Raw genomic sequence first — 24,891 nt, 5'->3', positions numbered from 1 at the left:
TTCCGGACGGAGGCGGCGGTTGAACCTGCCGCCTCCGTCGTTTTGTATCGCAATGTATCTGCATCCTCGATAAATACAAACGCTTGCACTGGCGCTACTCCAGGACACAAGCCAGATACGTCCACGGGCTTTAATACTTCCACGCCAGACGCTCTGGCTTCGCAAATCAGACGTCCTAAAGGACGTTGGTGCGAACCACCTGTGACCATTCTTTGAGGAGAATCAGTGATGCCGGAACAGATCAACAATCGACGTCGTCTTCTGCTGGGGACGACCGTGGCTGGGATCAGCCTGCTGGAGTTGGGCCTGAGCGGACTCGCCAAAGCACAATCGAACAGCACGTCGGCGAATACACCGGGCGCAACGCGCGTTGCTTCGTTCGACAACCTTCGCCAGATCAACGCCGGGACATTGAGCATCGGTTATGCAGAAGCGGGCCCGCAGAACGGCCCTGTCGTCATTCTGCTGCACGGATGGCCGTACGATATCTACAGCTTCGCCGAGGTGACGCCGATACTTGCCGCCGCGGGCTATCGCGTCATCGTGCCGTATCTGCGTGGCTATGGTTCGACGCGCTTCCTCTCTGCGGATACGCCGCGCAACGGGCAACAGTCTGTGGTCGCCGTGGACATCATTGCGCTGATGGACGCCTTGAAGATCGACAAGGCAATTCTGGGCGGCTTCGATTGGGGCGCACGCACGGTCGATATCATCGCCGCGCTGTGGCCGCAACGCGTCAAGGCGATCGTATCTGTGAGCGGCTATCTGATCGGCAATCAGGCAGCGGGCAAGGCACCGCTGCCACCGAAGGCGGAACTGCAGTGGTGGTATCAATTCTATTTCGCCACGGAGCGTGGCCAGGCGGGTTACGAAGCGAACCGTCACGACTTCAACAAGCTGATCTGGCGCCTCGCGTCGCCTAAATGGAATTTCGACGATGCGACTTACGACCGCTCGGCTGAGTCGTTCAACAATCCGGATCACGTGGCCGTGGTGATTCACAACTACCGCTGGCGTCTTGGTCTGGCTCAGGGCGAGCCGCAGTACGACGCACTCGAAGCACGTCTCGCGATAGCGCCGGCCATCTCGGTTCCGGCCATCACCATGGAAGGCGATGCCAACGGCGCACCGCATCCCGAACCGGCCGCCTACGCGAAGAAGTTCACCGGCAAGTATCAACACCGGAACATCGACGGCGGCATCGGACACAACCTGCCCCAGGAAGCGCCGAAGGCCTTTGCCGACGCCATCCTCGACGTCGCCCGACTCTAACCGCGAGGCAATCCGGCCGCCTTCATCCCGTCTGAGTGTAAACTGCTGCCTTTTTTGCCTCTGACGGAATGGTGCAAGCTTCGCAGCGTACAGCAGCTTCCAGCGGTCCGGCACTTATTCGCTTACTCGCCCGTCTGACGGACGTCGAGGTCGCCGAATCCAGCCAATCGCTCTCGGACCGGCTCAGCCAATGGCTCGGCTGGACCGATGCCATTGGGCTTTCCACCGCGCTGAGCGGCAACCCGCCGGTCGTCGCGCCCGGTGCGCGGGCGTTCGGCAGCGCGGAGGAGAGCGAGTGCGCCCGCGTGCGCGCTTCGCTGACGAGTACCATCGTCCGCGAGACCACGCTCTCTGCCGCCAGCCGGCGCGGTTCGCCGAGAGAGCGTGCTCAAGCTGAGCCTACCGGGACGGTGCTCGATTACGCGGTGTTTCGTCAGCAATACCAGTCGATCCAGCAGACCATGGAGACCGACATCGGCAACCTGCGCGGCCGGCTGCGGGCCATGCTGGCCGCCAGAACGCCGGCCATGGCCCGCCTAGCGGTCGTCGACGCCGTCATGGAGCGTGCTCTGAGCCCGCGTGAGCGGAATCTGCTGACGGCTGTCCCCGGCATGCTCGCCGGACATTTCGACCGTCTGCGTCTGGCCGAGCAGGCTTCCCTTGCCGACGCAGAAGCCGCGGGCGAGGCCTCAGCGGTCAAAGCCGGCACATGGCAGAACGTGTTCCGCAAGGATATGCAGAGCGTGTTGCTCGCCGAACTGGAGGTTCGTTTTCAACCGGTCGAGGGGCTGCTTGCGGCTCTTCGCACCCCTTTGCACCCCGTAACCGGGACGCTATGTCCAAGTATCTGATTAATCTCGCTGTTTTTCTGGCCGGTCTGGCCGCCGTGTGCTGGATCGGGGTTGGCTACATCGGCTCGAATCCGCTGGCGCTGACCGTGACGTTGCTTGTGGGCGCCTGCTACGTCGCTGGCGCGCTTGAGTTGTGGCGCTACAGTCAGGGTACGAACACGTTGACGCGGGCCGTCGCCGGCCTGTCCGCGCGACCGTCCAGCCTGGGCGCCTGGCTCGAACCGATCGATCCGAGCCTGCGCAATGCAGTGCGTCTGCGCGTCGAGGGCGAGCGCGTGGCCATGCCGGGACCGGCGTTGACGCCGTATCTGGTCGGCCTGCTCGTGTTGCTGGGCATGCTGGGGACGCTGCTGGGCATGGTAGCGACCCTGCGGGGCACCGGCCAGGCGCTGCAGAGCGCGACGGATCTCGATGCGATCCGCTCCTCGCTCGCCGCACCGGTCAAAGGGTTGGGATTCGCGTTCGGTACATCTATTGCCGGGGTGGCCACCTCCGCCATGCTTGGGCTGCTCTCCGCGCTGTGCCGGCGCGAACGGGTCGAAGCGGCGCAACTGCTCGACCTCAAGGTGGCGACGACTCTACGCGTCTACTCGCAGGCTCATCAGCGTGACGAGACCTTCAGGCTGTTGCAGCGGCAGGCTGAGACGATGCCGACGCTGGTCGATCGCCTGCAGGCGATGATGGCCACCATCGAGCAGCAGAGCGTCGCCCTGAGCGAACGGCAGATCGCCACTCAGGATGCCTTCCACAGCAAGGCTGCGGCCGCCTACACGCGCCTCGCGGCTTCGGTGGAGCAGTCGATGAGGGCGAGCGTTGCCGATAGCGCCCGCGCCGCCAGCGCGGCGCTGCAACCGGTCATGGAAGCAACGATGGCCGGTCTCGCGCGCGAAACCGCTGGCTTGCACAACACCGTGACGCAGGCCGTAGAACGGCAATTGGATGGGCTGTCGAGCGGCTTCGCAGCGACCACCACGAACGTGGCGGGCATCTGGACCGAGGCGCTGGCAGGACAGCAACGTTCGAGCGAGGCGCTCGCGGAGAATCTGCATACTTCGCTGCAGCGCTTCACCGAGACGTTCGAGCAACGCTCGGCGGCGTTGCTGGAAAGCGTATCTACGCGCATGGATGCCACGGCAGACAGCGTGTCGCAAGCGTGGAGCGAAGCTCTGACGCGGCAAGAGCGCGCGGGCGAGACGCTGGCGGGCCGCAACGAGCAGGCTTTGGCTGCCGCCGCGGCGACCTTCGAACAGCACTCGGCGACGCTCCTGCGCGCCGTGAGCGAGTCGCATGCGAACTTGCAGACGGAATTGGCTTCGCGCGACGAACAACGTCTGGCGGCGTGGACCCAGGTGCTTGGCTCGATGGCGGCGTCCCTTGCCAAGGAGTGGGAGCAGGCAGGCACCAGCACCGCAAACCGGCAACAGGAAATCTGCACAACGTTGGAGCAAACGGCGCGGGACATATCCGCTCAGAGTCAGGCGCACGCCAGCGAGACGATTGCCGAGATTTCGCGGCTTGTGCAAGCGGCGTCGGAAGCACCGAAAGCGGCGGCCGAAGTCGTCGCCGAATTGCGCCAGAAACTCTCCGACAGCATGGTCCGCGATACCGCGATGCTCGAAGAACGCAGCCGTCTGTTGGCTACGCTGGAGACGCTGCTCGACGCCGTCAACCACGCGTCCACCGAGCAGCGCTCGGCCGTGGATGCGCTGGTGTCCACCTCGGCAGATCTGCTGGATCGCGTCGGCACGCAGTTCACCGACAAGGTCGAAGCTGAAACCGGCAAGCTCAGCGCGGTGGCCGCGCAGGTGACCGGCAGCGCCGTCGAAGTGGCGAGTCTCGGCGAAGCGTTCGGGGCGGCCGTGCAGATGTTCGGCGAGTCGAACGACAAGCTCGTCGCCCATCTGCAGCGCATCGAAACCGCGCTGGACAAGTCCCTCGCGCGCAGCGACGAACAGCTTGCCTACTACGTGGCGCAGGCTCGCGAAGTGATCGACCTGAGCATGATGTCGCAGAAGCAGATCGTCGAGGATCTGCAGACGATCGCGAGTCAGCGCGCTTCCGCCGGAGCCGATGCGGCATGAGCGAGGATATCGATGGCGGCGCGGAAGCGATCGCGCCGATATGGCCTGCCTTCGCCGACCTGATGTCGGCGTTGCTGGGCGCGTTCGTGCTGATCCTCGTGTGTGTGATTGGCGTGCAGCTCGAACTGTCGACGCGGCTCGAACAGGAGGTCAAGCAGCGGCAGATGGAAACGCAGCGCCGCAAGACTCTCGAGCAGGCGTTGGCGGGGCCGCTGGCAGCGGGACGCGTCACGCTGGTGAACGGACGTATCGGCATCAACGGCAGCGTGTTATTCGCGCTGAACTCGGATCAGTTGCAGCCTGAGGGCCGCGAGGTTTTGAAGAGCCTGGCCGGACCGCTGTCTGCCTATCTTCGGGCCAGTGACCAGATCCTGATGGTGAGCGGCTTTACCGACGACCGTCAGGTGAAGGGGGCTAACCGCGGCTTTGCCGACAACTGGGAGCTCTCGGCCCAGCGTGCATTGACGGTGACGCGTGCGTTGATCGATGAAGGTATTCCGGCATCCTCAGTATTTGCGGCCGCATTTGGCTCCGGGCAGCCGGTCGGTTCGAATGCCGACGAAGCAGGACGTGCCCGCAACCGGCGCGTGGAAATCGCACCGGTTCCGAGGCCGTCGTCGAACGCTACGGTGAAATCCGGTGATTAGCGGTGACGGGAACGGCAGCGGCGAGATGAGCGGCAGCGATATGGAAAGCGGACTCCGCGCGACGCTCGACGCCTGGCGCGAGCGCGGCGCGGATCGTCTGAACCCTGTTCGCTTTCGTTTCATTGAGGCGCTGGAGCGGCGGGCCGCCGGCCATAACGGCGAGGCACGACGTATTCTCGACGACAGGCTTTCTGTGCTGGTCGAGGCGTATGCGCAGGATCTTGAACGCACCGCGTCGTGTGATACAGATGCTGGATCTACGGCCGTGGCGTCGTCGTTGGGCAATGTGCCGTCCGCTCGCGGAGCGCTTGCTGAATTGACCACCTATATCGCCAATCATGCGCGGACGGCGCATGATCCCACGTCGCGCCCGCATTCGTATCCGGAACTCGAGTTGCTCGACTACTTCAGAGAGATCTGGTCGAAGCTCAGCGCCGAGAGTCAGTTGCGCCAGTCGCTGGAGCAGGTGCCTGGCAATGCCGGGCCGCTCAATTCGAGCAGCCTCGTGCATCGGTCGCTTTCGCTAATGCGTGAGCTCTCGCCGGGTTATCTGCAGCAGTTTCTGTCGTACGTCGACGCTTTATCGTGGATGGAGCAACTGAACGGTGACGACACTGCAGCGAGTAAAGACGCGCTTCGTGCCGGCAACGCGAAGAAGGGCGCCCGGGCCAAACACCGCTAGCGTTGACCGTTACGGTTCATCGCGCCGCAGAGGCTAGCTTGACGAGTTTGTCTGCTCGGCATTGCGGCAACCCAACAGACGCCGCAGCGTCCCAGGTTCTTCCACCACCACGCCAGCCTCCGCAACCTCGCGCCACCAGCGCTGACCGCGATGCGGCGCGCCGAGATCGAGCCGTTCTCCCATGCGCGGCGTCGCCAGCAGAATCCCGCGTGACATGGCGAGTCCTACCACGCGTTCGAACGGTTCCTGCCAGCGATGCATGGCCAGATCGAACGTGCCGTTGTGAATCGGCACCATCCAGCGGCCGCGCAGATCGACGTGAGCCTGCACGGTTTCATCGGGCTGCATGTGCACATACGGCCATTGTGCGTCGTAGGCGCCCGTTTCGAGCAGCGTCACATCGAACGGACCGAGCCGCTCGCCGATGGCTTTGAAACCATCGAAATAGCCGGTGTCGCCGCTGAAGAACACGCGCAGATCGCCATCGACGATCACCCACGAGGCCCACAAAGTACTGTTGCCGTCAAAGAGGCTGCGGCCGGAGAAATGCTGGCCAGGCGTTGCGGTAAACGTCAGGCCGTCGATGTCGGTGCCTTGCCACCAGTCGAACTGACGGACCTTCGACGCATCGATGCCCCACTCGATCAGGCGGTCGCCGACACCCAGCGGCGTCAGGAACACGCCGGTTTTGGAGGCGAGCGCGAGCACCGTCTCGCGGTCCAGGTGATCGTAGTGGTCGTGCGAGAGAATCACGCCGCGCAGCGGCGGCAGATCGGCCAGCGCGATCGGCGGCGCGTGAAAACGCTTCGGGCCAAAGCGCCGGAAAGGCGACGCCCGTTCGGCGAAGACCGGATCGGTTATCCAGAATTCGCCGCGCAGCTTAAGCAGCATGGTCGAATGCCCGAGGCGATACAGGCTGCGATCCGGCGCCGCATCGAGCTGTTCGCGAGTCAGCGCGTCGACGGGCATCGCGGCCGCCGGCACCGTACCGTCCGGCTTGTTGAGCAACACGTTCCAGGCGATGCTCAAGGTCTTGCCGAACCCTTCGACAGGACGCGGCTTGACGTTGCGAAAGCGTTCCCCGTCGTGCTGGGCTGAGGAGTCGAACGACTCACGCCCGCGACGGGCTGCTGTCAGGCCCAAAGCGCGGCGGATAGATCCAGTGAACGATGTCATGTAAGGCGTCCCGATGCAGAAGGTGGGCGGAAAGTAGACTGTTCAGTGTAGTTTATCCTGAAAAAAAGTAAACTGCATAGTGTAAAATTTGGCTATGGATACCCGCGATACGCCTCTTCGTCTGACCGACCGCAAGCGCGCCGCCGTCATCAGTGCGGCGATCGAGGAATTCCTTGCGGCCGGTTTCGACGCCACCAGCATGGACCGCGTCGCCGCTCGGGCCGGCGTCTCCAAGCGCACGGTCTATAACCATTTTCCGAGCAAGGAAGCGCTGTTCGCCGCGATCATGCGGCAACTGTGGGAGTCGAGCGACGCCGGTGCGGCACCGGCTTATTCCGCCTCGGAGCCGTTGCGCCCGCAGTTGCTCCAACTGTTGCTGAAAAAGCTCAGCCTGCTGAATAACGAGGCGTTTCTTTCGCTCGCGCGGGTGGCGATTGCGGCGGGCATTCATTCGCCGGAGCGCGCGCGCGACATGGTGGCCCGCATGGGTGAGCGCGAAGAAGACCTGACCGTATGGGTCCGCGCCGCGGCGGCCGATGGGCGTCTTAAGACCACGGATCCGGTGTTCGCTTCGCTGCAGTTGCAGAGTCTTGTGAAAGCGTTCGCTTTCTGGCCGCAGGTGACGATGGGGCAGCCGCCGCTTGGCAAGGCCGAACAGAAGCACGTAGCGGAATCCGCAGTGGATATGTTTCTGGCGCGTTATGCATGAAAGCGCGTGAAAGCTGAAGAGGAGCGGGAAATCCGGCCTATGCTATAGCGTCCGTCCTTTCTGCGATCTTCGGAGCGACCATGTCCATACGCGCAACTGAAAACGGCATCGTCACGGTGCCGACGCATCGTACGGTGGATCAAGCCGCCGACAGACTCGCCTCGCTGATCGAAGCCAAGGGCATCCTCCTGTTTGCACGCATCAATTTCGCGGCGGATGCGGAGCGCGCCGGGCTCGCGATGAATCCGTCGCAATTGATCGTGTTCGGCAATCCGCGAGCCGGTACGCCGCTGATGCAGGCTGTGCCCACCGCCGCGCTCGATTTGCCGCTCAAGGTGCTGGTGTGGCAGGACGGCGACGGCCGCGTCTGGTACTCGTTTAACGCGACGAGCTATCTGCAGGAACGGCATGGCCTCGCCGCGGATCTGATGAAACCCATCGACGCCGTTGTCTCGCTCGTGCAGGCTGCTGCGGCTGAGTGAACGCAGCGGCGTACGAGTCAGATCAGATCGTGCCGAACAGCGCTCTCGGACGGTCTTTTAGCGTGCCCGTCAACAACCGTAACGCACTCACCAGTTGATCGCGGCTCGTCGCGCAGGCGAGGTTGATCCTCACGCCATGTTCGATCTCGGAGCGGTCTACCGCAAACGCCGACGACGGCATCACCACCACGCCGCGCGCCTTCGCGTTGGCGGCGAAATCGTCGGCGCGCCAGGGCGGCGGCAACTTCAGCCACACGAACATGCAGGCCGGATCGGTTCGCAGGTAGGCCTGCGGCAGCAGTTCGCGCGCCAGATCCCGGCGCGCGCGGATTTCGGCAAGCTGAGCGTCCATGATATGGCGGGCGGTGCCGTCCTCGATCCAGATCGACGCGATCAGCATCGACATCGGCGCCGGCATCCACGCGGTCGTGCGCACGGCCTCCGCGCACAGTGCGGAGCTGTCCGGCGGACTCAGCAGATAACCGAGGCGTAAGCCCGGCGCGAGGATTTTCGAGGTCGCCGCAATGTGAAACGTCAGTTCCGGACACAGGCTCGCGATGGTCGGCAGCCGCTGCGACACGAGCGGCCCGTAGACGTCGTCCTCGATGATCGCGACACCATGGCGGCGCGCGATATCGACAAGCGCCATCCTGCGTTCGAGACTCATCGTGATGACGGTGGGGTTCTGCAGATTCGGCACCGTGAAGATGGCCTTGACCGGCATGCGCTGGCACGCACGCTCGACGGCGTCGGTCAGCAGGCCATCCTGGTCGCTCGGAATGCCGACGATCTCAAACTGGAAGACCGGTGCGAGCGCCTTCAGGCCATAGTAGGTGAGCTGATCGGCGAGGATCACGCCATCCGTGCCGATCAGGCTGTTCAGTACCGCATACAGGCCGTGTTGCGCGCCGCTTGTCACCACCACATGATCGGCCGCCGGCTCGAAGCCCGGCGCGGCCATCCAGCGGGCACCGGCGGCGCGCGCCCATAAAGGTCCCTGCGGCGGCTGATACTCCTGCAATTGCGGGTAGCGCGGATCGCGCGGCAAGTCCGCGAGGGTGCGTGCGAGGCAGGCCAGAAATTCGCCGGTAGCCGGCCGGTTCACGGTCAGGTCGATCGCTGCGTTGCTCGCCGTCTGGGCGGGGTCGACGCTTGGCATCGCGCCGCCCGTCACCAGTGAGCCGCGCCGCTTGCTGCCGATCACCAGACCGCGCAACTGCAATTCCTTATAAGCGCGCGATACCGTCGACACGTTGATACCCAGCTCGGTGGCGAGCTGCCGCTGCGGCGGCAGGCGGCTACCGGGCGGATACACGCCGCTGCGAATCTCACTCTCGATCGAACTGGACACCTCGACATAGGTGGCGCGCTTTGCTTCGCCTGACGTGCCATTGGCGGCGCGTGCCGCGTCTTTGCCTGAAGCCATAGGAATGGGTGTCTCCATACAAAACAGCTTTGTCCGCGATTGTGCGGAGTTGGGCCGATTCTATACCACATACGCCTCGCTGCAACCTTGCCAGACCGGCGGCATCGGGGCACACAGGTCACAGCAAGGTCCACGCCAGTGGCCATCCAGGGAAAATGCCAGGACCACACAATGAGCGTTTCAATTGCATACAAAAAAATATTGTGTGATTCTAAGTGTCATGGTTTGTCTGGTGACGAGTGCTTCGACTCCACCGGACAGCGTCAGACAAATGGGTCAGCAGGAGTGTGTCGATGAACGTATCGCGGTCCACTGAATGCGCTTTGCCAGCCGGTGGGCCTGCGATGGAAGGGCGCGCGTGATGTCGGATATCGCCATCGTCGGAGCGGGATTCATCGGCCTCGCGAGTGCCGCGGCGCTGATGCGCGACGGGCATCGAGTCACGCTGTTCGATCCGTCCGGCGTCGGGCAGGGGGCTTCGTACGGGAATGCCGGGACCTTCGCGCACTACGCGTGCATCCCGGTGAACAATCCGTCCGTGTTCCGCGATCTGCCGCGTTTTCTGCTGTCGAACGAAAGTCCGTTTCGCTTGCGCTGGAGCTATCTGCCGCAATTGGCGCCATGGCTCGTGCGATTCATGCTGAGTTCGTTGCCGCGCCGTTATGAGGCGAGCGCCGGAGCACTCGCCTCATTGCTCGGCTGCGCGCAGGACGGGTACGCGCCGCTCCTCAAGGCCGCGGAACTGGCGCGCTTTGTCCGGCCGCGCGAGTGTCTGTATCTGTATTCCAGCGTGGCAACGTTCGACGCGGCACGTCCTGCCCTCGATCTGCGGCGGAAGCTCGGTGTTGCCTTCGATGTTTTGTCGGCCACTGACATTCGCGCGCTCGAACCGTCGCTTGCGCCGATTTTCGAACGCGGCGTGTTGTTCAGCGACAGTTGGCACTTCTCCGATCCGCAGGGTTTCCTGCAGACACTTTATGGACGGCTCGCGGCGCAAGGGCTGACGCTGGAGCGCTCAGTCGTCAGTGCGGTGCAACCGGCGGCGGACGGCGCGACCTTGACGGCCGACGGTGTCGCAAGGCGCTTTAGCCACGTGGTGATCGCCACCGGCGCTTACTCTGCACGCTTCGCGAAACAGTGCGGCGATACCGTGCCGCTCGATACGGAACGCGGTTATCACGTGCGCTATCCGGGCGCGCAGCAACTGATTTCGCGGCCGGTCGGCTGGGCCGAGCGCGGCTTTTATATGACACCGATGAGCGACGGTATCCGCGTCGCCGGCACGGTCGAACTTGGCGGCTTCAAGGCGACACAGAACCGCTCGCTGCTCGATCTCCTGACGTTCTCGTCGAAGCGGGCATTGCCCACGCTCGACGAGCCGGACAGCAGCTGGCTCGGTTTTCGTCCGACGCTACCGGACGGCGTGCCGGTGCTCGACCGCTCGAGCGCTAGTGAACGCGTGATCTATGCGTTCGGTCATCAGCATCTTGGACTGACGTTAGCGGGTATCAGCGGACGGATCGTTGCAGACCTGATCGCAGGTCGCGCGCCCCCGCTCGATCTCGCTCCCTACGCAGCCACCCGGTTCTAGATCGAGGCGGTAGCCTGGCCGCAAGTATCCACAGGACGGTCTCGACGCGTCGCGCATCGAACCGATAGACCTAAAGACAGCGCGACGTCACTTCTCGCAAGGAGCGCATCATGAATCGCCGCTATTGGCTTTTGAGTTTGGCCGTTTGCGCGCTAGCTACGCAAATGGCGCCGTCGTGGGCCGCCGATCCCGAAGTCGTCAAGATCGGTTTCGTCGGGCCGCTGACGGGCCCGGTTGCCCGTGTGGGCAAAGATTTGCAGTACGGCGCGCAGTTGGCCATCGACGAAGAGAACGCCCGGCATCCCACAATCGGCGGAAAGCCGGTCACGTTCGTGCTCGACGTGCAAGACGATCAGGCCGATCCGCACGTGGCGGTGCAGGTCGCGCAGAAGCTCGTCGATGACGGCGTGGTCGGCGTGATCGGCCACTACAATTCGGGTTGCAGCATTCCGGCATCCGCGGTTTATCACCAGGCGGGTGTGGCGATGATTACGCCGGGCTCAACCAATCCGGACCTCACCAAGCAGGGCTACAAGAACGTGTTTCGCACGATGGGTCACGACGGCATAGGCGGTGTCGTTGCCGGGCACTTCGTGGTCGAGCAGTTGAAGCCTCAGCGTATCGCGATCATCGACGATCGCACTGCGTTTGGCGAAGGCCTCGCCAATGCGTTCGAAAAAGGTGTGAAGGAGGCGGGCGGCAACGTGGTCGATCGCGAGTTCACCAACGACAAGGCCATCGACTTTCGTTCCATCCTGACCACGCTGAAGAGCAAGAACGTCGATCTGATCTTCTTTGGCGGCCTCGATGAACAGGGGGCGATGCTCGTCAAGCAGATGCGCTCGCTGGGTATGACTACCCAGCTGTTTGGCGCGGGCGCGTTGAAGAGCAATGCGTTCCTGCAGATCGCCGGTGCGGCGGGCGATGGTACGCAGGATCTGGAGCCGGGACCGGCGCTCGACAAGCTTCCTGCCGCGCAGGAATTTGGCAAGCGCTATAAGGCGCGCTTTAATCAGGATGTCGAACTCTACGCGCCGTTTGCCTACGACGCTGCGCTCGCGATGATCAAGGCGATTCACAACGCCGATTCGCTCGACCGTGCGAAGATCGTCGACAGTCTATCTAAGGTCACAGTCACAGGTGTGACGGGCAAGATCACTTTTGACCCGTATGGAGATCTGATCAAGCCGCCTTATACGTTGTTTCAAGTCGAGCAGGGGCAGTGGAAGAGTATCAAGACGGTGGGCGGCAGCGGCGCCTGATTTTAGGTGTGGCGAGGTTCCCGGGGGTTTGCTTCCGGGAACATGAGCGAATGTCAGATCTTTGATATGCAGAACGTTCAGGCGACATCAGGCAGCCTGAGCCACAATTAATCGCACACCCCATCCCGCGCGAATCGTGACGTCGTCTGGTTGCAAGCGAGAGGGTCTTTGCAGTAACGCCTCTCGCAGTTGTTCGCGTGGCGCCATAAGCCTTCGCAAGCGTCGTTCAAAGCGCTGATTTCGCCGGATTCCCATACCCCCGTACTTCTCCTGGTACGCCTGAAAACGGGTTCGCTTTCCTGCCGGGTCCCACCGCCTGGCCTTACCCACTCTCGTTTTCAGCGCATCCCCCCGTCATTGTTTGCGATTCGCGAATGACGTATTCGGCGGTTGTGCCGTACCGGCCATGCCGCTCTTGCACCTATCTTTGCAGCATCGATGTCGTGCATCCACGCGCGCCGATCGATATCTGTTCAACGAACCCGACGGCGCGGCCGGAGCATGCAAACGTCGTTCGTCAGCAGCGAAGGCGCCGGTCGCCAGGCGCCCCGCATGCGGCGAGCGGCTCAAGGAGACAAAGATGAAATCGAACGACTGGGATGTGGCGTATGAGTGGAAAGCCGTGGTGCTGCTGGCACTCGGCTTCGGGCTGGTGGGCCTCGACCGGTGGCTGATCGCGCCGCTGTTCCCGTCCATCATGCGAGACCTGCACCTGACCGCGCAGGACGTCGGTAACTGCATCGGCATACTCGGGCTTTCGTGGGGCATCTTCGCAGCACTGATGGGCGGCATCTCCGACAAGATCGGACGTCGCAAGGTACTGATTCCTGCAATCATCGTTTTTTCGCTGCTGTCGGGCTTTTCCGGGCTCGCCGGCGGCCTGATGAGTCTGCTTGCCGTGCGCGCGCTGATGGGCGTCGCTGAAGGATCGTTTTGTCCGACGAGCTTCGCCGCCACCGCCGATGCGTCTCATCCGAAGCGGCGCGGCTTCAATCTCGGCCTCCAGCAAAGTGGCTTCGCGTTATTCGGACTTGCACTGTCGCCGATCATCGCAACGCAATTGCTTAGCGTGATGTCGTGGCGCGGGGTGTTCGCGCTGGTGTCGATTCCTGGCCTGATTCTCGGTCTGCTGATGTTCCGCGTGATCCGCGAGCCACAAGGCGCGCCGAAGCCCGTCGCGACGACCGCCGCCCGTGGCAACTGGCGCGACGTGCTGAAGAGCCGCAACATTCGCGTCGCGATGGCAGCGCTGTTCTGCGCGATGACGGGCGTGTTTGTGCTGGGCGCGATGCTGCCGCTCTATCTCACCGAATATCTGTCGCTCGACACGCAGCGCATGGGCGTCGTCGTATCGGCGATCGGATTCGGTGGATTCATCGGACAGTTCGGCTTGCCGGGCCTGTCCGATCTCGTCGGGCGGCGCGTGGCGAGCATCGTCGGCTTTGCGGGCACAGCGGTCATGCTGTACCTGTTCCGTGGACTCGGTGCGCAGCCGGTCGAACTGTTCGCGGTGCTGTTCGTCGCGTCGTTCTTCACGCTTGGCCTGGTTTCGCTGCTGTCCGGACCCGTCGCGACGGAGGCCGCACCCGTGGGAATGATTTCGACAGCAATCGGTGTCGTGGTAGGCGCGGGCGAGATCTTTGGCGGCGGCGTCGCCCCGGCGCTCGCCGGCTTCGTTGCGACGCATTTCGGAATCCAGAACATTCTCTGGCTGCCGATCTGCGCAGTGCTGCTTGGCATCGGTGTGAGTCTGCTGCTTGAAGAAACCGCGCCGGCTATTCTGCGCCGGCGCAATATCCGCGCTGCGCTCGAATTGCCAGCGACTGGACGGCCCGACTAGGTCGTCCGATTCCGCACGATTACGCGCGGCGCATCGCTCCGGAAAAACCCCAGGCGTTCCGGAGCGATGCGCCGCCGGCTGCAGCAGCACGGCCCATGTACACTGACGTGCTGAACCGGAGCGGCCGGTGCGATCGGCGGAGAGGGAAGCAGCGTGGACCGTTTTCTGAGTATCGAAGCCTTCGTGCGCGTAGCGGAGACCAGCAGCTTTGCCGAAGCGTCGCGGCAACTCGGCGTGACGAGCTCGGTCATCACGACCCGCATCCAGCAACTGGAGAAGTTCGTCAACGCACCGCTCTTTCATCGAAGCACGCGGCATGTGCGGCTATCCGAAGTGGGCGAGGCGTTCTATCGCGAATGCGCGGAAGTGGTCGGGCGCGTCAACGAACTGACCGACCAGATGCGCGAACTGCGCGCGACGCCCACTGGCCGGATGCGCATCCAGGTGCTGCCGGGCTTCGCGCTAGGCCACTTCGGGGCGCCGCTCGCCGAATTCAATCGCCGCTATCCCGGCATCCAGCTCGACGTGATCGTCAACGACCGGGTCGTCGATCCCATCGAAGAAGGTTTCGACGTCGCGTTCCAGATCTTCCCGCCCATTTCCGAATCGCTGATCGAGCGACGGCTCTTCGCGGTGCGCCGGCTGTTCTGCGCGACCCCGGCGTATGTCCAGGAGCATGGCGCGCCGCAACATCCACGCGATTTGCTGCAGCACACCACGGCGCTGTATTCGGGCTATCCGTCGCGCAATCGATGGACCATGACACGCGGCGACGAAGTCGTCGAAATGGAGTTGCCGGGCATGATCCGGTCGAACTCCGTGCACCTGCTGCGCGACTACGCGCTCACGGGCGGCGGCGTGGTGTGTCTGCCGACGCTTGTGGCGAGCGCCGCGCTGCTGGACGGCTCGCTCGTGCCGATCCTGACGGAGTACACGTTGTCGGCGCTGAGCTTCGCCGCCGTCTATCCCGCAACGCAACGACAGGCGCTGAAGGTGAAAGCGCTCGTCGAGTTTCTCGCCGAATATCTCGGCCCCGAGCCTGCATGGGATCGGCCGCTGATCGAGCGCGGCTGGGTGAGCTAGCGCGGCGATTATTTGCAAAGCGCAAATGCCGTAGTCGCCCGATTGCCGGTTGTTGCCGTCCTGCTGTGCTCCTAAAGTTCAATCCAACGACAAACACTTTTCATCACAGGAGACAGCGATGACCGAGTCGTCATTCCACACCGTTTTTGCCTCGCTCGATGGCTACCGCAAAGGCGAGATCGAAATCACGAGCGGCGACGCGCGCCACTACGTGTTCTCCAACGTCTTCGAAGTCGCGGCCCACTCCGCGCCCTACGAAAAGGTCGTGGTCGGCAAGAACCTCGACTATGTGATCGAGACGTTGCGTACCGAAGGACAGTCCGCCTGGTTTGCCTGCGCGCACGACGAATTCGTGATTCTGATGGATGGCGAAGTCCGCATCGACTTTATCCAGCTGGCTGCGCCGCCGAAGAGCGGCATCGGCACCGTTCACGCGGGCGCCAACCCCACCGGCCGTCTGATGGGTCATGTGGTGCTGCGCCGTGGCCACCAGGCGCTGCTGCCGGCCGGCTGCGCGTACCGCTTCAGCGCGGAGAAAAGCGGCGTTGCGCTCGTGCAGACGATGGTCGGCGAGCTCTCGGTGCAGAAGTGGGCCGACATCTGTCTGCATTGAAACGCATCGCCGAACCGAACATCGCCCCATTCAGGAGACAAGCCATGGCAACCCTCACGACCAACGACCATCCGGCCGGCTTTGCCGCCGACACCGTGCGCGCAAGCGAACCCGACACCGTAACCGGCTATCGCCGCTTCACGCTCGGCGAATTCGAATTCAGGCGCGACGAGTACTTCGTCAAGATCAACTGGCCGGCCAAAGGTCAGATCCGCACCCATAACGTTCCCGCCGACGCTTTCCTGCGCGCGATGATGCGCGATGTCGCGTGGGGCTTCTTCTATGGCTGGGTTAATTTCGATCATGTGTTCGGCACGCGTAATCACTACGGCAAGGTCGATGTGTACGCGGGCTCGTTTAACGGCATCATGAAGGAGGCGGGCGTCGACTATATCGAGACCTTCGAAACGCCGACGATCATGGCGACCTTCAAGGCGATCCTGCACGACTGGACCAACGAAGGTTTCGATCCGTTCGCGGCGCCGGAAGAAACCGGCACGGCATTCGGCCGCAAGCACGGCGACAACGACGCAGCGATCGAACGCACGCGTGTTGCGACACGCCGCATGCCGGGCCTCGAAGGCGACTCGCCGCTGCGCGACGAGCTTCCCGTGAACCGCGCATTCGCCGACGTCGTGCAGGACGAGCCCGAAGTGCATGTCGAACCCGGCTTCGAAGGGCAGTTGCACGCGTTCAATCTGTTCAAGTATCTGTCGCGCTCGGACGTCACGTGGAATCCGTCGGTCACGTCGGTGTGCGGGCAAAGCCTGTTCTGTCCGACCACCGAGGAATACATCCTGCCGGTTTTTCATGGCAACGATCGCGTCGAGTGGTTCCTGCAGCTCTCCGACGAGATCGTCTGGGATATCGGCGACAAGAACACGGGCGCGCCGCGCGCGCGGATCACGATGCGCGCGGGCGACATCTGCGCGATGCCGGCCGATATCCGCCATCAAGGCTATTCGACCAAACGCTCGATGCTGCTCGTCTGGGAGAACGCTACGCCAGGCCTGCCGAAGCGCTACGAGAGCGGCGAACTGAAGCCCTATCCGGTCGACTTCTGAGCCACCGGTTACTCGGTTCACTGCGCCTGCATTCCCTGAAGGACTACTATGCAAACCCAACTGTTCATCGACGGCCGGTTCACGGATGCCGTCGAAGGCGGCACGATCGATGTGCTCAATCCGCATGACGGCTCGCTGATCACGAAAATCGCCGCCGCCACTGCGGCCGATGTCGATCTCGCCGTAGAAGCCGCCGCGCGCGCATTCCCGAAATGGTCCGCGATGGCGGCCGCGGATCGGGGCCGTCTGCTGCTGCGTCTTGCCGACGCGATCGAAGCCAACGCCGAAGAACTCGCGCAACTCGAATCGCTCGACACCGGCCATCCGATCCGCGATTCGCGTGCGCTCGACGTGCCGCGTACGGCCGCGTGCTTCCGCTACTTCGGAGGCATGGCCGACAAGCTGCAAGGCTCCGTGATTCCCGTCGAAACCGGCTTTCTCAACTACGTGCAACGCGCGCCGATCGGCGTCGTGGGGCAGATCGTGCCGTGGAATTTTCCGCTGATGTTCACGAGCTGGAAGATGGGCCCGGCGCTGGCCGCTGGCAACACGGTCGTGCTCAAGCCCTCGGAAATCACGCCGCTTTCGACGCTGCGCATCGTCGAGCTGATGGCGGAGGTCGGCTTTCCGGCGGGTGTCGTCAATATCGTCGCGGGCTACGGCCACACGGCCGGACAGCGGCTCGCCGAACATGAAGGTGTCGGCAAGATCGCGTTCACCGGTTCGACGGCGACGGGGCGGCGTATCGTCGAGGCGTCGCAGGGCAATCTCAAGCGCGTGCAACTCGAACTGGGCGGGAAGGGCGCCAACATCGTCTTCGACGATGCCAGTCTGGACGCAGCCATCAACGGTGCAGCGTGGGCGATCTTCCACAACCAGGGGCAGGCCTGCATCGCTGGATCGCGACTGATCCTGCACGAGCGTATCGCAGATGCCTTTCTCGAGCGCTTCGTCGCGCTGGCGTCGACGATTCGCGTTGGCAATCCGCTCGATCCCGAGACCGAAATGGGGCCGCTCACATCCAGGCAGCATCTCGAACGCGTGCTCGCGTATGTCGATGTCGCGCGCGAACAGGGTGGCCGCGTGCTGGCCGGCGGCACCGCGCCGCGCGACGCTGCGCTCGCAAACGGCTATTACGTGCGGCCGACCGTCGTCGAAGCTGCGACCCCGAACGATCGCATCGCGCAGGAAGAAGTGTTCGGACCGTTCGTGACGGTGCTGCGTTTCCGTACCGATGAAGAAGCGCTGGCGATCGCCAATGGCACTGACTACGGCCTTGGCAGCGGGCTGTGGACGCGCGATCTGTCGCGCGCGCATCGCATCGCTGGGCAGATTCAGGCGGGCATGTGCTGGATCAACTGCTACAAGCGCGTCAATCCGGGTAGTCCGTTCGGCGGTGTGGGGAAATCGGGCTACGGCCGCGAGATGGGCTTCGAGGCGATGCACGACTACACGGAAGCGCGATCGGTATGGGTCAATGTCGATGGCAATGTGCTGCCACATTTCCAGCGCTGAGGTTCGCATGGAGCGCTTCGTCTATCAGGGCATGCCTTCGCGCGTAGTGTTCGAATGGGGCGCGCTCGCGACGCTGCCCGCGGAAGTGGAGCGCCTCGGCGCCCGCCGCACGCTGATTCTCGCGACGCCCGACCAGCGTCCGCTAGCCGATGAAGTAGCGCGCGTGCTCGGCGCCCGCGCCGCGGGCGTGCATGCGCAGGCCGTGATGCATGTGCCAGTCGAAGTGGCGCGCGCCGCACGCGATGCAGCGCAAGCGCTCGATGCCGACTGTTGCGTGGCCGTGGGCGGCGGCTCGACGATCGGGCTTGGCAAGGCGATCGCGCTCGAATCGTCGCTGCCGATCGTTGCAGTGCCCACGACTTACGCCGGTTCCGAGATGACGCCGATCTACGGGCTCACCGAAGGCCGTCTCAAGCGCACGGGCCGCGACACGCGCGTGTTGCCGCGCACGGTGATCTACGATCCGTCGCTCACGCTATCGTTGCCGGCGGCGGTGTCGGCAGCGTCGGGCATCAACGCGATGGCGCACGCGGTGGAAGCGCTCTATGCCGAAGACGCGAACCCTGTCATCAGCCTGATGGCGGAAGAAGCGATCCGCGCGCTGGGCGAAGCGCTGCACGTCATCGTCTGTACACCTGATGACAAGGCGATGCGCAGCCGCGCGCTGTACGGCGCGTGGCTCGCGGGAACGTGCCTCGGATCGGTGGGCATGGCGCTGCATCACAAACTGTGTCACACGCTCGGCGGCACGTTCAATCTGCCGCACGCGCAAACACATGCAGCGATGCTGCCGCATACCGCGCACTATAACCATGCCGCAGCACCCGGCGCGCTGACGCGAGTGGCGCGTGCGCTCGGCGGCAACGTTGCGGCCGATGCTGGTCCGCTGCTGTTCGAGCTCAACCGCACACTCGATATTCCGGCGGCGCTTGAGCAGATCGGCATGCCGGAAGAAGGGCTCGACGAAGCGGCGGATCTCGCGTGCAAGAATCCCTACGCGAATCCACGCCCCATCGAACGCGACGCGATTCGTGCGCTGCTGCAGCGCGCGTGGCAAGGTTCGGCGCCGGCCTGAGCACAAAGACGAATTCATGGAGGAAGACATGCGACGTTTCTTCGCCGTATTTGCCACCGATAAACCTGGCATGCGCGACGTGCGCGAACGCGTGCGCCCGAATCATCGAAGCTGGTTGCGCAGCGCCGCACACGGCGTGCTCGTGCGCCTCGGCGGTCCGACGCTGGCGCCGCAATGCGACGCGATGAACGGCACCTTGCTGGTCGTCGAAGCGGAAGGTATCGACGATGTGATGGCGTTCGTGAGCAACGATCCGTACATGCAGGCGGGACTGTTCGATCGCGTTGAAGTGCGGCCGTGGGACTGGAGCCTCGGCAATCCCGAGCGGAGGGTGTAGGCAATGAACGGGACGCGCCTCTGCCTATTCGCCGACGTGCCGGATGGCGGCGCGCGGGTTGTGGATGGAACAGATGAGCGTGTGCCCATGGTGATCGTGCGGCGTGGCGAGCAGGTCTGGGCCTATGCCAACCGCTGCCCGCATTTTTCGGTGCCGCTCGATTTCGAGCCCGGCGAAGTCTTGTGCTATCGCAAGCAGGTGGTGATGTGCGCGCACCACAGCGCGCTGTTTCGCTTCGAGGACGGACATTGCATCGAAGGTCCGTGCGCAGGGGCGAGTCTGGATGCGATTCGGGTGGGTGTCGATAGGGATGCGTGGATCGTATTGAAGCAGTAGCGCCGACGCGCGTTACCATGAGCATCCGATCTGGAAGGCGCATCCGGAACGCTACATTTGTGCGTATGACTTTGGATGGCGTCGTGCTTCTAGCGCAGCAAGAAATCAAGCATCATCTCTTGCACTGCATCGACCATCTGGACGCCGTTCGCCGTTTTGCAGCCCGCTGACTGGGCCGCAATCAGCAACGGTGTCACTCCATGCCCCGCAATCACATCGCCAACGAACATCGACGAATCCAGCAGTTCGCCGGAGACCGGAAGCGGGTCGTCCTCTGCCAGGCCCATGGGTGTTGCGTTGAATACCAAAGTACATCCCGCCGGATCGGCTGCGCCAACGCGTACACGACCCCGGGCAAGTTCGGCAACAAGTCCGTTCAGGCGGGTTGCGCGAGATTCGTCGGCATCGTGGATGATGAGTTCGCCCACGCCTGCTTCGAGCAAAGCGATAGCGATCGCGCTGCCCGCAGCCCCGGCGCCCACCAGTAATGCACGACCGTCTTTCACGCGCGCGCCGTGATCGATCTGCGCTTTTACAAATGCGAGTCCGTCGAGCATGTCGCCGTGCCATGTGCCGTCCGCATTGCGCCGCATGACGCTTACTCCACCTAGCAACCTTGCAGTGTCGGAACTGGTCGCACAGTATGTGAATGCCGAGAATTTATGCGGCATGGTGACGAGCAGGCCATCGACATTGCCGGTCAGTGTCAGCGCATGCATGACCGCATCGAGGTTGTCCTTCGCGACCTGCATGGGCAGGCACAAGGCGTTGTGGCCTCGTGCCTCGAAACCACGGGTCAGCTGTTGCGGCGATTTCACGAATCTGATCGGGTCGCCGATAATCGGGTACAGCCGGGTGGCGCCATTCAGTTTTTGTGACATCCAGTTTCTCTTGTGCTGAATCGGCAGGAACGTTTGCTCCTGCCATCAGACCCGGCGCGAGACCTCAGCCGGGTCGCTTTTCAAGTACGTCCTTAACGACTGGAAGTGCCGTAAATACATTCGGCCAACCCGCATAGAACGCCAGTTGTGTCATCACCTCCGACGCCTGTGCCTTCGTCAGTCCGTTATCCATTGCACGGTTCAGGTGATAGGTCAGTTGCGCGACCTGCCCGGTCGCAACCAGCGCGCTGACCGTGACGAGACTACGGTCGCGGGGCGCAAGACCCGGTCGCAGCCACAGGTCGTTAAACAACGCGTCCCGGGTGAACTGAACGACTCCGGGTGAGACGGCGCCGAAGTTTTGCTGCACTGTGCTTTCGCGCTGGGCTTCTGCCGCCTCGTCGAGAGGGAGAAGGTCAACCGCCGCTGGCGGGAGTTGCGCCGCCGTAATCCCGCGGCGCTCGAAAACGGCGCTCGTTATCTTCACCGCCGCGGTCGCATTGGCCCAACCGGAATAGAACGCCAGGTGCGTGATGATTTCCGAAATCTCGCTCGGCTTAAGGCCACTGTCGAGTGCGAGATCGAGATAGAACGGCAACTCTGCGCTCTGGTTACGCGCAATCAATACCGAGAGGGTGACTATGCTGCGGTCCCGTGCGGAAAGCTGCGGACGTTTCCACAGGTCGCCCAGCACCACATCGTGCGTATAGCGCTCAAGGGCGGGTGAAACGGTGTCCATCCCGGCAAGCAGGTTGACGGAGGACGAGCGATCCAGAGTTTCCATATCAGGTTTCCTTTCGAACTGCGAACAGGCCGCGGTGCCTAGCGCAAGCGACATCATGGCCATTGCGAATATCCTCATCGGCAGTTTCCTCGATAGCGCCATATCTGAAATTTAACGTACCCACTCATGGCCGACTAGGCGCTAGAATCGGCAAACACCTATGAGATGAGTTCATCAATGCGTCGAGAAAGCTACAACGACCTGCTGGCGCTGATTGCCGTGGCGCGCGAGCGCAGCTTCACGCGTGCGGCTGCGCAACTCGGCGTATCGCAATCGGCCTTGAGCCATACCATCCGGGCGCTTGAAACCCGGCTCGGCATGCGGCTCCTGACCCGAACCACGCGCAGCGTCGCGCCGACGGAGGCTGGCGAGCGACTCATCCGGACCATCGCGCCCCGCTTTGAAGAGATCGATTCCGAACTGGCAGCCGTCACCGAGTTTCGGGACAAACCCGCGGGTACGATCCGCATCACCGCAACCGATTACGCGACCGAGACAGTCTTGTGGCCCAGGTTGTCGCCGGTCCTTCGTGAATATCCAGACCTCAAGGTGGAGATCATCACCGACTACGGTCTCTCGGATATCGTGGCAGACCGGTACGACATCGGCATTCGTCACGGCGACCAGGTAGCCAGGGACATGATCGCGGTCCGCCTCGCGCCCGAAATGCGCATGGCAATTGTCGGAGCGCCGGAGTACCTGAAGACGCGTGCGTTGCCAAAGAAGCCTCAGGACCTGACCACACACAACTGCATCAATCTTCGTTTGCCGACGCTAGGCGGGTTTTATCCGTGGGAGTTAAAGAAAGGCAGCCGTGCAGTGCAGGTTCGCGTGGACGGACAGCTCGCCTTCAACGGGACGTATCAGATGCTGGCTGCAGCGTTGTCGGGATACGGCCTCGCTTACATCCCGGCTGATCTCGCCCAGTCTCATGTCGAAGCGGGTCGTCTCGTGAAGGTATTGGACGAATGGTGTCCTACGTTCCCAGGGCTGCACGCCTGCTACGCGACCCGTCGTGAGTTCTCACGGGCGATGACCGTGGTGATCGATGCGATCCGTTATCGCACGGAAGAGCCCGGACGCCGAAAACGGGATTCATGATTTCAGCTCATGAGGGTTTGCCGTTTTACGGGCTTTATCGCTAGATACCCTCGACCTATCATCCTCCATACAGACGGCGATCAAAACGCCGGCAGGTGCGCCGTTTCCGGCGCGCACGCTCTGGTAACCGCAGGCGCAGCCTGCATGGAGATGATGAGAATGGACTATCGGTATCTGGGTCGCAGCGCCCTCAAGGTTTCGCCCTTGTGTCTGGGCACGATGATGTTTGGCGGCGAAACGGATGAAGCTACCTCCCGCCGGATTATCGACAAGGCCTTTGATCAAGGTGTCAACTTCCTCGACACCGCGGATGTCTACCACGCTGGCCGATCTGAAGAAATTATCGGCCGGGCAATCGCGGAACGACGCGACGACTGGGTCGTGGCAACCAAGTTCGGCTATCCGGCCTCGGCAACCGCCCGTCCGAACGAACAGGGGCAGTCGCGCAAATGGATCTGCCAGACAGTCGACGCCAGCCTGAAGCGCCTCGGCACTGACTACATCGACGTTCTCTACTTCCACCGGTCGCTTGTTGACGCGCCGCTGGAGGAAGGGGTTCGTGCCATCGGCGACCTCATTCGCCAAGGCAAGGTGCGCTACTTCGGTCTGTCCAACTTCCGCGCCTGGCGTATCGCGGAAATCGTGCGCCTGGCCGATCAGCTCGGCATTGATCGTCCCGTTGCAATCGAACCGGTTTACAACATGGTCGACCGCACGGCCGAGGTCGAACTGATGCCTGCCGCCGGACACTACGGCATCGGCGTCGTGCCGTACAGCCCGCTCGCACGGGGCGTGCTGACGGGCAAATATGCACCCGACGATGCCCCGCCTGCCGACTCTCGCGTTGCGCGCGGTGACAAGCGCATCCAGCAGACCGAGTGGCGTCCGGAATCTCTCGCCATTGCACAGAAGGTCGCGGCGCACGCCGCTGAGCGCAACACCACCTCGATCGCATTCGCCATCGCGTGGGTGCTCAGGAACCAGCTGGTGAGTTCCGCCATCGCCGGGCCACGCACGGAAGCGCACTGGGACAGCTACATGGACGCACTGACGCTGCAACTGGGAGCGGAAGACGAAAAGTTTGTGGACAGTCTCGTCCCTCCGGGCCATGCATCGACGCCCGGATATACGGACCCGAACTACCCGGTGGAAGGCCGGCGCGTGATGGGCTGATCTGCCGCTCGCGCCAGCCAGAAACAGCACTGAAAACCTGAGCCGTAAGAGGCTGGAGGAACCCGTTGTGAATATAACTTTTGAGAACAAGGTCGCACTCGTCACGGGCGCGGGCTCCGGGCTGGGTCTGGCCACGGCGAAGGCGTTTGCTTTGTCGGGGGCCTCGGTCGTACTGGCAGACTGGCACAAAGACTCCGTGGAGTCAGCGGCAGACGAACTGAAGGCCCAAGGTTGTGCAGTCCTCGCCGTCCAGTGCGATGTGGCCGACGATGCGCAGGTGGAAGCAATGGTTGCGCAAACCGTGGCGGTCTTTGGAAGGCTGGATGTCGCCTACAACAACGCCGGCGTTCAGAATGTCCTTGCTGAAACCGCCGATTCGTCCCGGGACGACTACGACCGCGTGATGTCGATCAATCTGGGCGGTGTCTGGAGTTGCATGAAATTCGAATTGCAGCAGATGCGCAAGCAGGGCAATGGTGCGATCGTCAATTGTTCGTCGCTGGGCGGACTGGTTGGCGGACCGGAGCGCGGCACCTATCACGCTGCAAAGCATGGGGTACTGGGGCTGACGAAGAGTGCCGCCCTTGAATATGCGTCACGCGGTGTCCGGATCAATGCCATCTGTCCAGGTTTGTTCTGGACACCGATGGCCGCGCAGATGGCGGCCTCTGGCCAAAGCGAGGCTCTCGACGCACTGCTGAAAGCGGTTCCGATGGGTCGGTATGGGAAACCAGAAGAGATAGCCGATGTTGTGCTTTGGCTTTGCAGCGACGCCTCGAGCTACGTGACCGGTCAGTCTATTTCCGTCGATGGGGGTTTCATCATGCGATGAGCGAGATCCGGACAAGGCGCTTTCGTTGACGCCGACAACGGCGTCAAACGAAGCGTCTTGAACGCCTCATGGCGCGAG

Annotated in this window: 24 protein-coding genes; 20 read left to right on the top strand and 4 right to left on the bottom strand. The window is 62.9% G+C overall.

Annotation, left to right across the window (positions count from 1 at the left end):
* Positions 1–228: 228 nt before the first annotated feature.
* From P3T17_RS16665 to P3T17_RS16645, 5 genes are all read left to right on the top strand, one after another.
* Positions 229–1,272 (top strand): alpha/beta fold hydrolase, encoded by a 1,044-nt coding sequence (locus P3T17_RS16665; RefSeq protein ID WP_429407981.1) that lies wholly within the window; start codon positions 229–231, stop codon positions 1,270–1,272.
* Positions 1,273–1,340: 68 nt separating this feature from the next.
* Positions 1,341–2,123: a DUF3348 domain-containing protein gene (locus P3T17_RS16660; RefSeq protein ID WP_429407979.1), complete on the top strand. Its 783-nt coding sequence runs from the start codon at positions 1,341–1,343 to the stop codon at positions 2,121–2,123.
* Positions 2,108–4,204, top strand: coding sequence for a DUF802 domain-containing protein (locus P3T17_RS16655; RefSeq protein WP_429407977.1), 2,097 nt, complete (start codon positions 2,108–2,110; stop codon positions 4,202–4,204). Before P3T17_RS16660 ends, P3T17_RS16655 begins: the two co-directional genes overlap by 16 nt.
* A complete protein-coding gene (locus P3T17_RS16650; protein WP_429407975.1) occupies positions 4,201–4,851 on the top strand; it encodes an OmpA family protein in 651 nt (216 codons plus the stop codon). The genes P3T17_RS16655 and P3T17_RS16650 overlap by 4 nt, the downstream gene beginning before the upstream one ends.
* A gap of 25 nt (positions 4,852–4,876) precedes the next feature.
* A complete protein-coding gene (locus P3T17_RS16645; protein WP_429408523.1) occupies positions 4,877–5,533 on the top strand; it encodes a DUF2894 domain-containing protein in 657 nt (218 codons plus the stop codon).
* 33 nt (positions 5,534–5,566) lie between these two features.
* Here the strand turns inward: P3T17_RS16645 and P3T17_RS16640 are convergent, their stop codons facing one another.
* On the bottom strand, positions 5,567–6,709 hold the full coding sequence (locus P3T17_RS16640) for an MBL fold metallo-hydrolase (RefSeq protein ID WP_429407973.1): 1,143 nt from the start codon (positions 6,707–6,709) through the stop codon (positions 5,567–5,569).
* A 94-nt stretch (positions 6,710–6,803) separates the two neighbouring features.
* On the opposite strand from P3T17_RS16640, the gene P3T17_RS16635 reads away from it, so the two are divergent.
* Together P3T17_RS16635 and P3T17_RS16630 are read left to right on the top strand one after the other, a co-directional pair.
* A complete protein-coding gene (locus P3T17_RS16635) occupies positions 6,804–7,418 on the top strand; it encodes a TetR/AcrR family transcriptional regulator (protein ID WP_429407972.1) in 615 nt (204 codons plus the stop codon).
* A gap of 80 nt (positions 7,419–7,498) precedes the next feature.
* On the top strand, positions 7,499–7,900 hold the full coding sequence (locus P3T17_RS16630) for a DUF302 domain-containing protein (protein ID WP_429407970.1): 402 nt from the start codon (positions 7,499–7,501) through the stop codon (positions 7,898–7,900).
* A 22-nt stretch (positions 7,901–7,922) separates the two neighbouring features.
* Here P3T17_RS16630 and P3T17_RS16625 read toward each other — a convergent pair whose 3' ends face one another.
* Positions 7,923–9,326, bottom strand: a complete 1,404-nt coding sequence (locus P3T17_RS16625; RefSeq protein ID WP_429407968.1) for a PLP-dependent aminotransferase family protein — start codon at positions 9,324–9,326, stop codon at positions 7,923–7,925.
* Positions 9,327–9,687: 361 nt separating this feature from the next.
* Here P3T17_RS16625 and P3T17_RS16620 point away from each other — a divergent pair, with 361 nt between their 5' ends.
* From P3T17_RS16620 to P3T17_RS16575, 10 genes are all read left to right on the top strand, one after another.
* Positions 9,688–10,917 carry an NAD(P)/FAD-dependent oxidoreductase gene (locus tag P3T17_RS16620; protein ID WP_429407967.1) on the top strand — a complete coding sequence of 410 codons (1,230 nt, stop codon included), beginning with the start codon at positions 9,688–9,690 and terminating at the stop codon, positions 10,915–10,917.
* Positions 10,918–11,027: 110 nt separating this feature from the next.
* Positions 11,028–12,179 carry a branched-chain amino acid ABC transporter substrate-binding protein gene (locus tag P3T17_RS16615; protein WP_429407965.1) on the top strand — a complete coding sequence of 384 codons (1,152 nt, stop codon included), beginning with the start codon at positions 11,028–11,030 and terminating at the stop codon, positions 12,177–12,179.
* A gap of 580 nt (positions 12,180–12,759) precedes the next feature.
* Complete coding sequence (locus P3T17_RS16610) at positions 12,760–14,019, top strand: MFS transporter (RefSeq protein ID WP_429285854.1); 1,260 nt, start codon at positions 12,760–12,762, stop codon at positions 14,017–14,019.
* A 153-nt stretch (positions 14,020–14,172) separates the two neighbouring features.
* Positions 14,173–15,102 (top strand): LysR substrate-binding domain-containing protein, encoded by a 930-nt coding sequence (locus P3T17_RS16605; RefSeq protein WP_429407963.1) that lies wholly within the window; start codon positions 14,173–14,175, stop codon positions 15,100–15,102.
* A gap of 118 nt (positions 15,103–15,220) precedes the next feature.
* Positions 15,221–15,715, top strand: coding sequence for a hydroxyquinol 1,2-dioxygenase (locus P3T17_RS16600; RefSeq protein WP_429407961.1), 495 nt, complete (start codon positions 15,221–15,223; stop codon positions 15,713–15,715).
* 44 nt (positions 15,716–15,759) lie between these two features.
* The gene (locus P3T17_RS16595; RefSeq protein ID WP_429407959.1) at positions 15,760–16,779 is read left to right on the top strand and encodes a hydroxyquinol 1,2-dioxygenase; all 1,020 of its coding nucleotides are present in this window, start codon (positions 15,760–15,762) and stop codon (positions 16,777–16,779) included.
* Positions 16,780–16,827: 48 nt separating this feature from the next.
* Positions 16,828–18,294, top strand: coding sequence for an aldehyde dehydrogenase family protein (locus tag P3T17_RS16590; RefSeq protein ID WP_429407957.1), 1,467 nt, complete (start codon positions 16,828–16,830; stop codon positions 18,292–18,294).
* A 7-nt stretch (positions 18,295–18,301) separates the two neighbouring features.
* Positions 18,302–19,369 (top strand): maleylacetate reductase, encoded by a 1,068-nt coding sequence (locus tag P3T17_RS16585; protein ID WP_429407956.1) that lies wholly within the window; start codon positions 18,302–18,304, stop codon positions 19,367–19,369.
* A 28-nt stretch (positions 19,370–19,397) separates the two neighbouring features.
* Complete coding sequence (locus P3T17_RS16580) at positions 19,398–19,706, top strand: YciI family protein (RefSeq protein WP_074268913.1); 309 nt, start codon at positions 19,398–19,400, stop codon at positions 19,704–19,706.
* Positions 19,707–19,709: 3 nt separating this feature from the next.
* On the top strand, positions 19,710–20,042 hold the full coding sequence (locus P3T17_RS16575; RefSeq protein WP_074268912.1) for a Rieske (2Fe-2S) protein: 333 nt from the start codon (positions 19,710–19,712) through the stop codon (positions 20,040–20,042).
* Between the two features lie 89 nt (positions 20,043–20,131).
* Here the strand turns inward: P3T17_RS16575 and P3T17_RS16570 are convergent, their stop codons facing one another.
* Positions 20,132–20,923 (bottom strand): shikimate dehydrogenase family protein, encoded by a 792-nt coding sequence (locus tag P3T17_RS16570; RefSeq protein ID WP_429407954.1) that lies wholly within the window; start codon positions 20,921–20,923, stop codon positions 20,132–20,134.
* Positions 20,924–20,987: 64 nt separating this feature from the next.
* Positions 20,988–21,764, bottom strand: coding sequence for a carboxymuconolactone decarboxylase family protein (locus P3T17_RS16565; protein WP_429407952.1), 777 nt, complete (start codon positions 21,762–21,764; stop codon positions 20,988–20,990).
* A 120-nt stretch (positions 21,765–21,884) separates the two neighbouring features.
* Between P3T17_RS16565 and P3T17_RS16560 the strand changes: the two genes are divergently transcribed.
* The 3 genes from P3T17_RS16560 (at position 21,885) to P3T17_RS16550 (ending at position 24,813) form a co-directional block, all read left to right on the top strand.
* The gene (locus P3T17_RS16560) at positions 21,885–22,808 is read left to right on the top strand and encodes a LysR family transcriptional regulator (RefSeq protein WP_074268909.1); all 924 of its coding nucleotides are present in this window, start codon (positions 21,885–21,887) and stop codon (positions 22,806–22,808) included.
* 159 nt (positions 22,809–22,967) lie between these two features.
* A complete protein-coding gene (locus tag P3T17_RS16555; RefSeq protein WP_429408522.1) occupies positions 22,968–23,981 on the top strand; it encodes an aldo/keto reductase in 1,014 nt (337 codons plus the stop codon).
* Positions 23,982–24,048: 67 nt separating this feature from the next.
* On the top strand, positions 24,049–24,813 hold the full coding sequence (locus P3T17_RS16550; protein WP_429407950.1) for an SDR family NAD(P)-dependent oxidoreductase: 765 nt from the start codon (positions 24,049–24,051) through the stop codon (positions 24,811–24,813).
* Positions 24,814–24,891: the final 78 nt, after the last annotated feature.

This window comes from Paraburkholderia sp. GAS82 (assembly GCF_050436285.1).
Lineage (GTDB): Bacteria > Pseudomonadota > Gammaproteobacteria > Burkholderiales > Burkholderiaceae > Paraburkholderia > Paraburkholderia phenazinium_B.
Note: the sequence above shows the minus strand (reverse complement) of the source record. Positions and strands in the feature narration are given on the sequence as shown.

Excerpts from the sequence above, each read along its gene's own strand:
- P3T17_RS16625 (WP_429407968.1), bottom strand. The coding sequence starts at position 9,326 with ATGGCTTCAGGCAAAGACGCGGCACGCGCCGCCAATGGCACGTCAGGC.
- P3T17_RS16555 (WP_429408522.1), top strand. The coding sequence starts at position 22,968 with ATGGACTATCGGTATCTGGGTCGCAGCGCCCTCAAGGTTTCGCCCTTG.
- P3T17_RS16580 (WP_074268913.1), top strand. The coding sequence starts at position 19,398 with ATGCGACGTTTCTTCGCCGTATTTGCCACCGATAAACCTGGCATGCGC.
- P3T17_RS16640 (WP_429407973.1), bottom strand. The coding sequence starts at position 6,709 with ATGACATCGTTCACTGGATCTATCCGCCGCGCTTTGGGCCTGACAGCA.
- P3T17_RS16660 (WP_429407979.1), top strand. The coding sequence starts at position 1,341 with ATGGTGCAAGCTTCGCAGCGTACAGCAGCTTCCAGCGGTCCGGCACTT.
- P3T17_RS16665 (WP_429407981.1), top strand. The coding sequence starts at position 229 with ATGCCGGAACAGATCAACAATCGACGTCGTCTTCTGCTGGGGACGACC.
- P3T17_RS16630 (WP_429407970.1), top strand. The coding sequence starts at position 7,499 with ATGTCCATACGCGCAACTGAAAACGGCATCGTCACGGTGCCGACGCAT.
- P3T17_RS16620 (WP_429407967.1), top strand. The coding sequence starts at position 9,688 with ATGTCGGATATCGCCATCGTCGGAGCGGGATTCATCGGCCTCGCGAGT.
- P3T17_RS16635 (WP_429407972.1), top strand. The coding sequence starts at position 6,804 with ATGGATACCCGCGATACGCCTCTTCGTCTGACCGACCGCAAGCGCGCC.
- P3T17_RS16655 (WP_429407977.1), top strand. The coding sequence starts at position 2,108 with ATGTCCAAGTATCTGATTAATCTCGCTGTTTTTCTGGCCGGTCTGGCC.
- P3T17_RS16595 (WP_429407959.1), top strand. The coding sequence starts at position 15,760 with ATGGCAACCCTCACGACCAACGACCATCCGGCCGGCTTTGCCGCCGAC.
- P3T17_RS16575 (WP_074268912.1), top strand. The coding sequence starts at position 19,710 with ATGAACGGGACGCGCCTCTGCCTATTCGCCGACGTGCCGGATGGCGGC.
- P3T17_RS16590 (WP_429407957.1), top strand. The coding sequence starts at position 16,828 with ATGCAAACCCAACTGTTCATCGACGGCCGGTTCACGGATGCCGTCGAA.
- P3T17_RS16650 (WP_429407975.1), top strand. The coding sequence starts at position 4,201 with ATGAGCGAGGATATCGATGGCGGCGCGGAAGCGATCGCGCCGATATGG.
- P3T17_RS16615 (WP_429407965.1), top strand. The coding sequence starts at position 11,028 with ATGAATCGCCGCTATTGGCTTTTGAGTTTGGCCGTTTGCGCGCTAGCT.
- P3T17_RS16610 (WP_429285854.1), top strand. The coding sequence starts at position 12,760 with ATGAAATCGAACGACTGGGATGTGGCGTATGAGTGGAAAGCCGTGGTG.
- P3T17_RS16570 (WP_429407954.1), bottom strand. The coding sequence starts at position 20,923 with ATGTCACAAAAACTGAATGGCGCCACCCGGCTGTACCCGATTATCGGC.
- P3T17_RS16585 (WP_429407956.1), top strand. The coding sequence starts at position 18,302 with ATGGAGCGCTTCGTCTATCAGGGCATGCCTTCGCGCGTAGTGTTCGAA.
- P3T17_RS16600 (WP_429407961.1), top strand. The coding sequence starts at position 15,221 with ATGACCGAGTCGTCATTCCACACCGTTTTTGCCTCGCTCGATGGCTAC.
- P3T17_RS16560 (WP_074268909.1), top strand. The coding sequence starts at position 21,885 with ATGCGTCGAGAAAGCTACAACGACCTGCTGGCGCTGATTGCCGTGGCG.
- P3T17_RS16565 (WP_429407952.1), bottom strand. The coding sequence starts at position 21,764 with ATGATGTCGCTTGCGCTAGGCACCGCGGCCTGTTCGCAGTTCGAAAGG.
- P3T17_RS16645 (WP_429408523.1), top strand. The coding sequence starts at position 4,877 with ATGAGCGGCAGCGATATGGAAAGCGGACTCCGCGCGACGCTCGACGCC.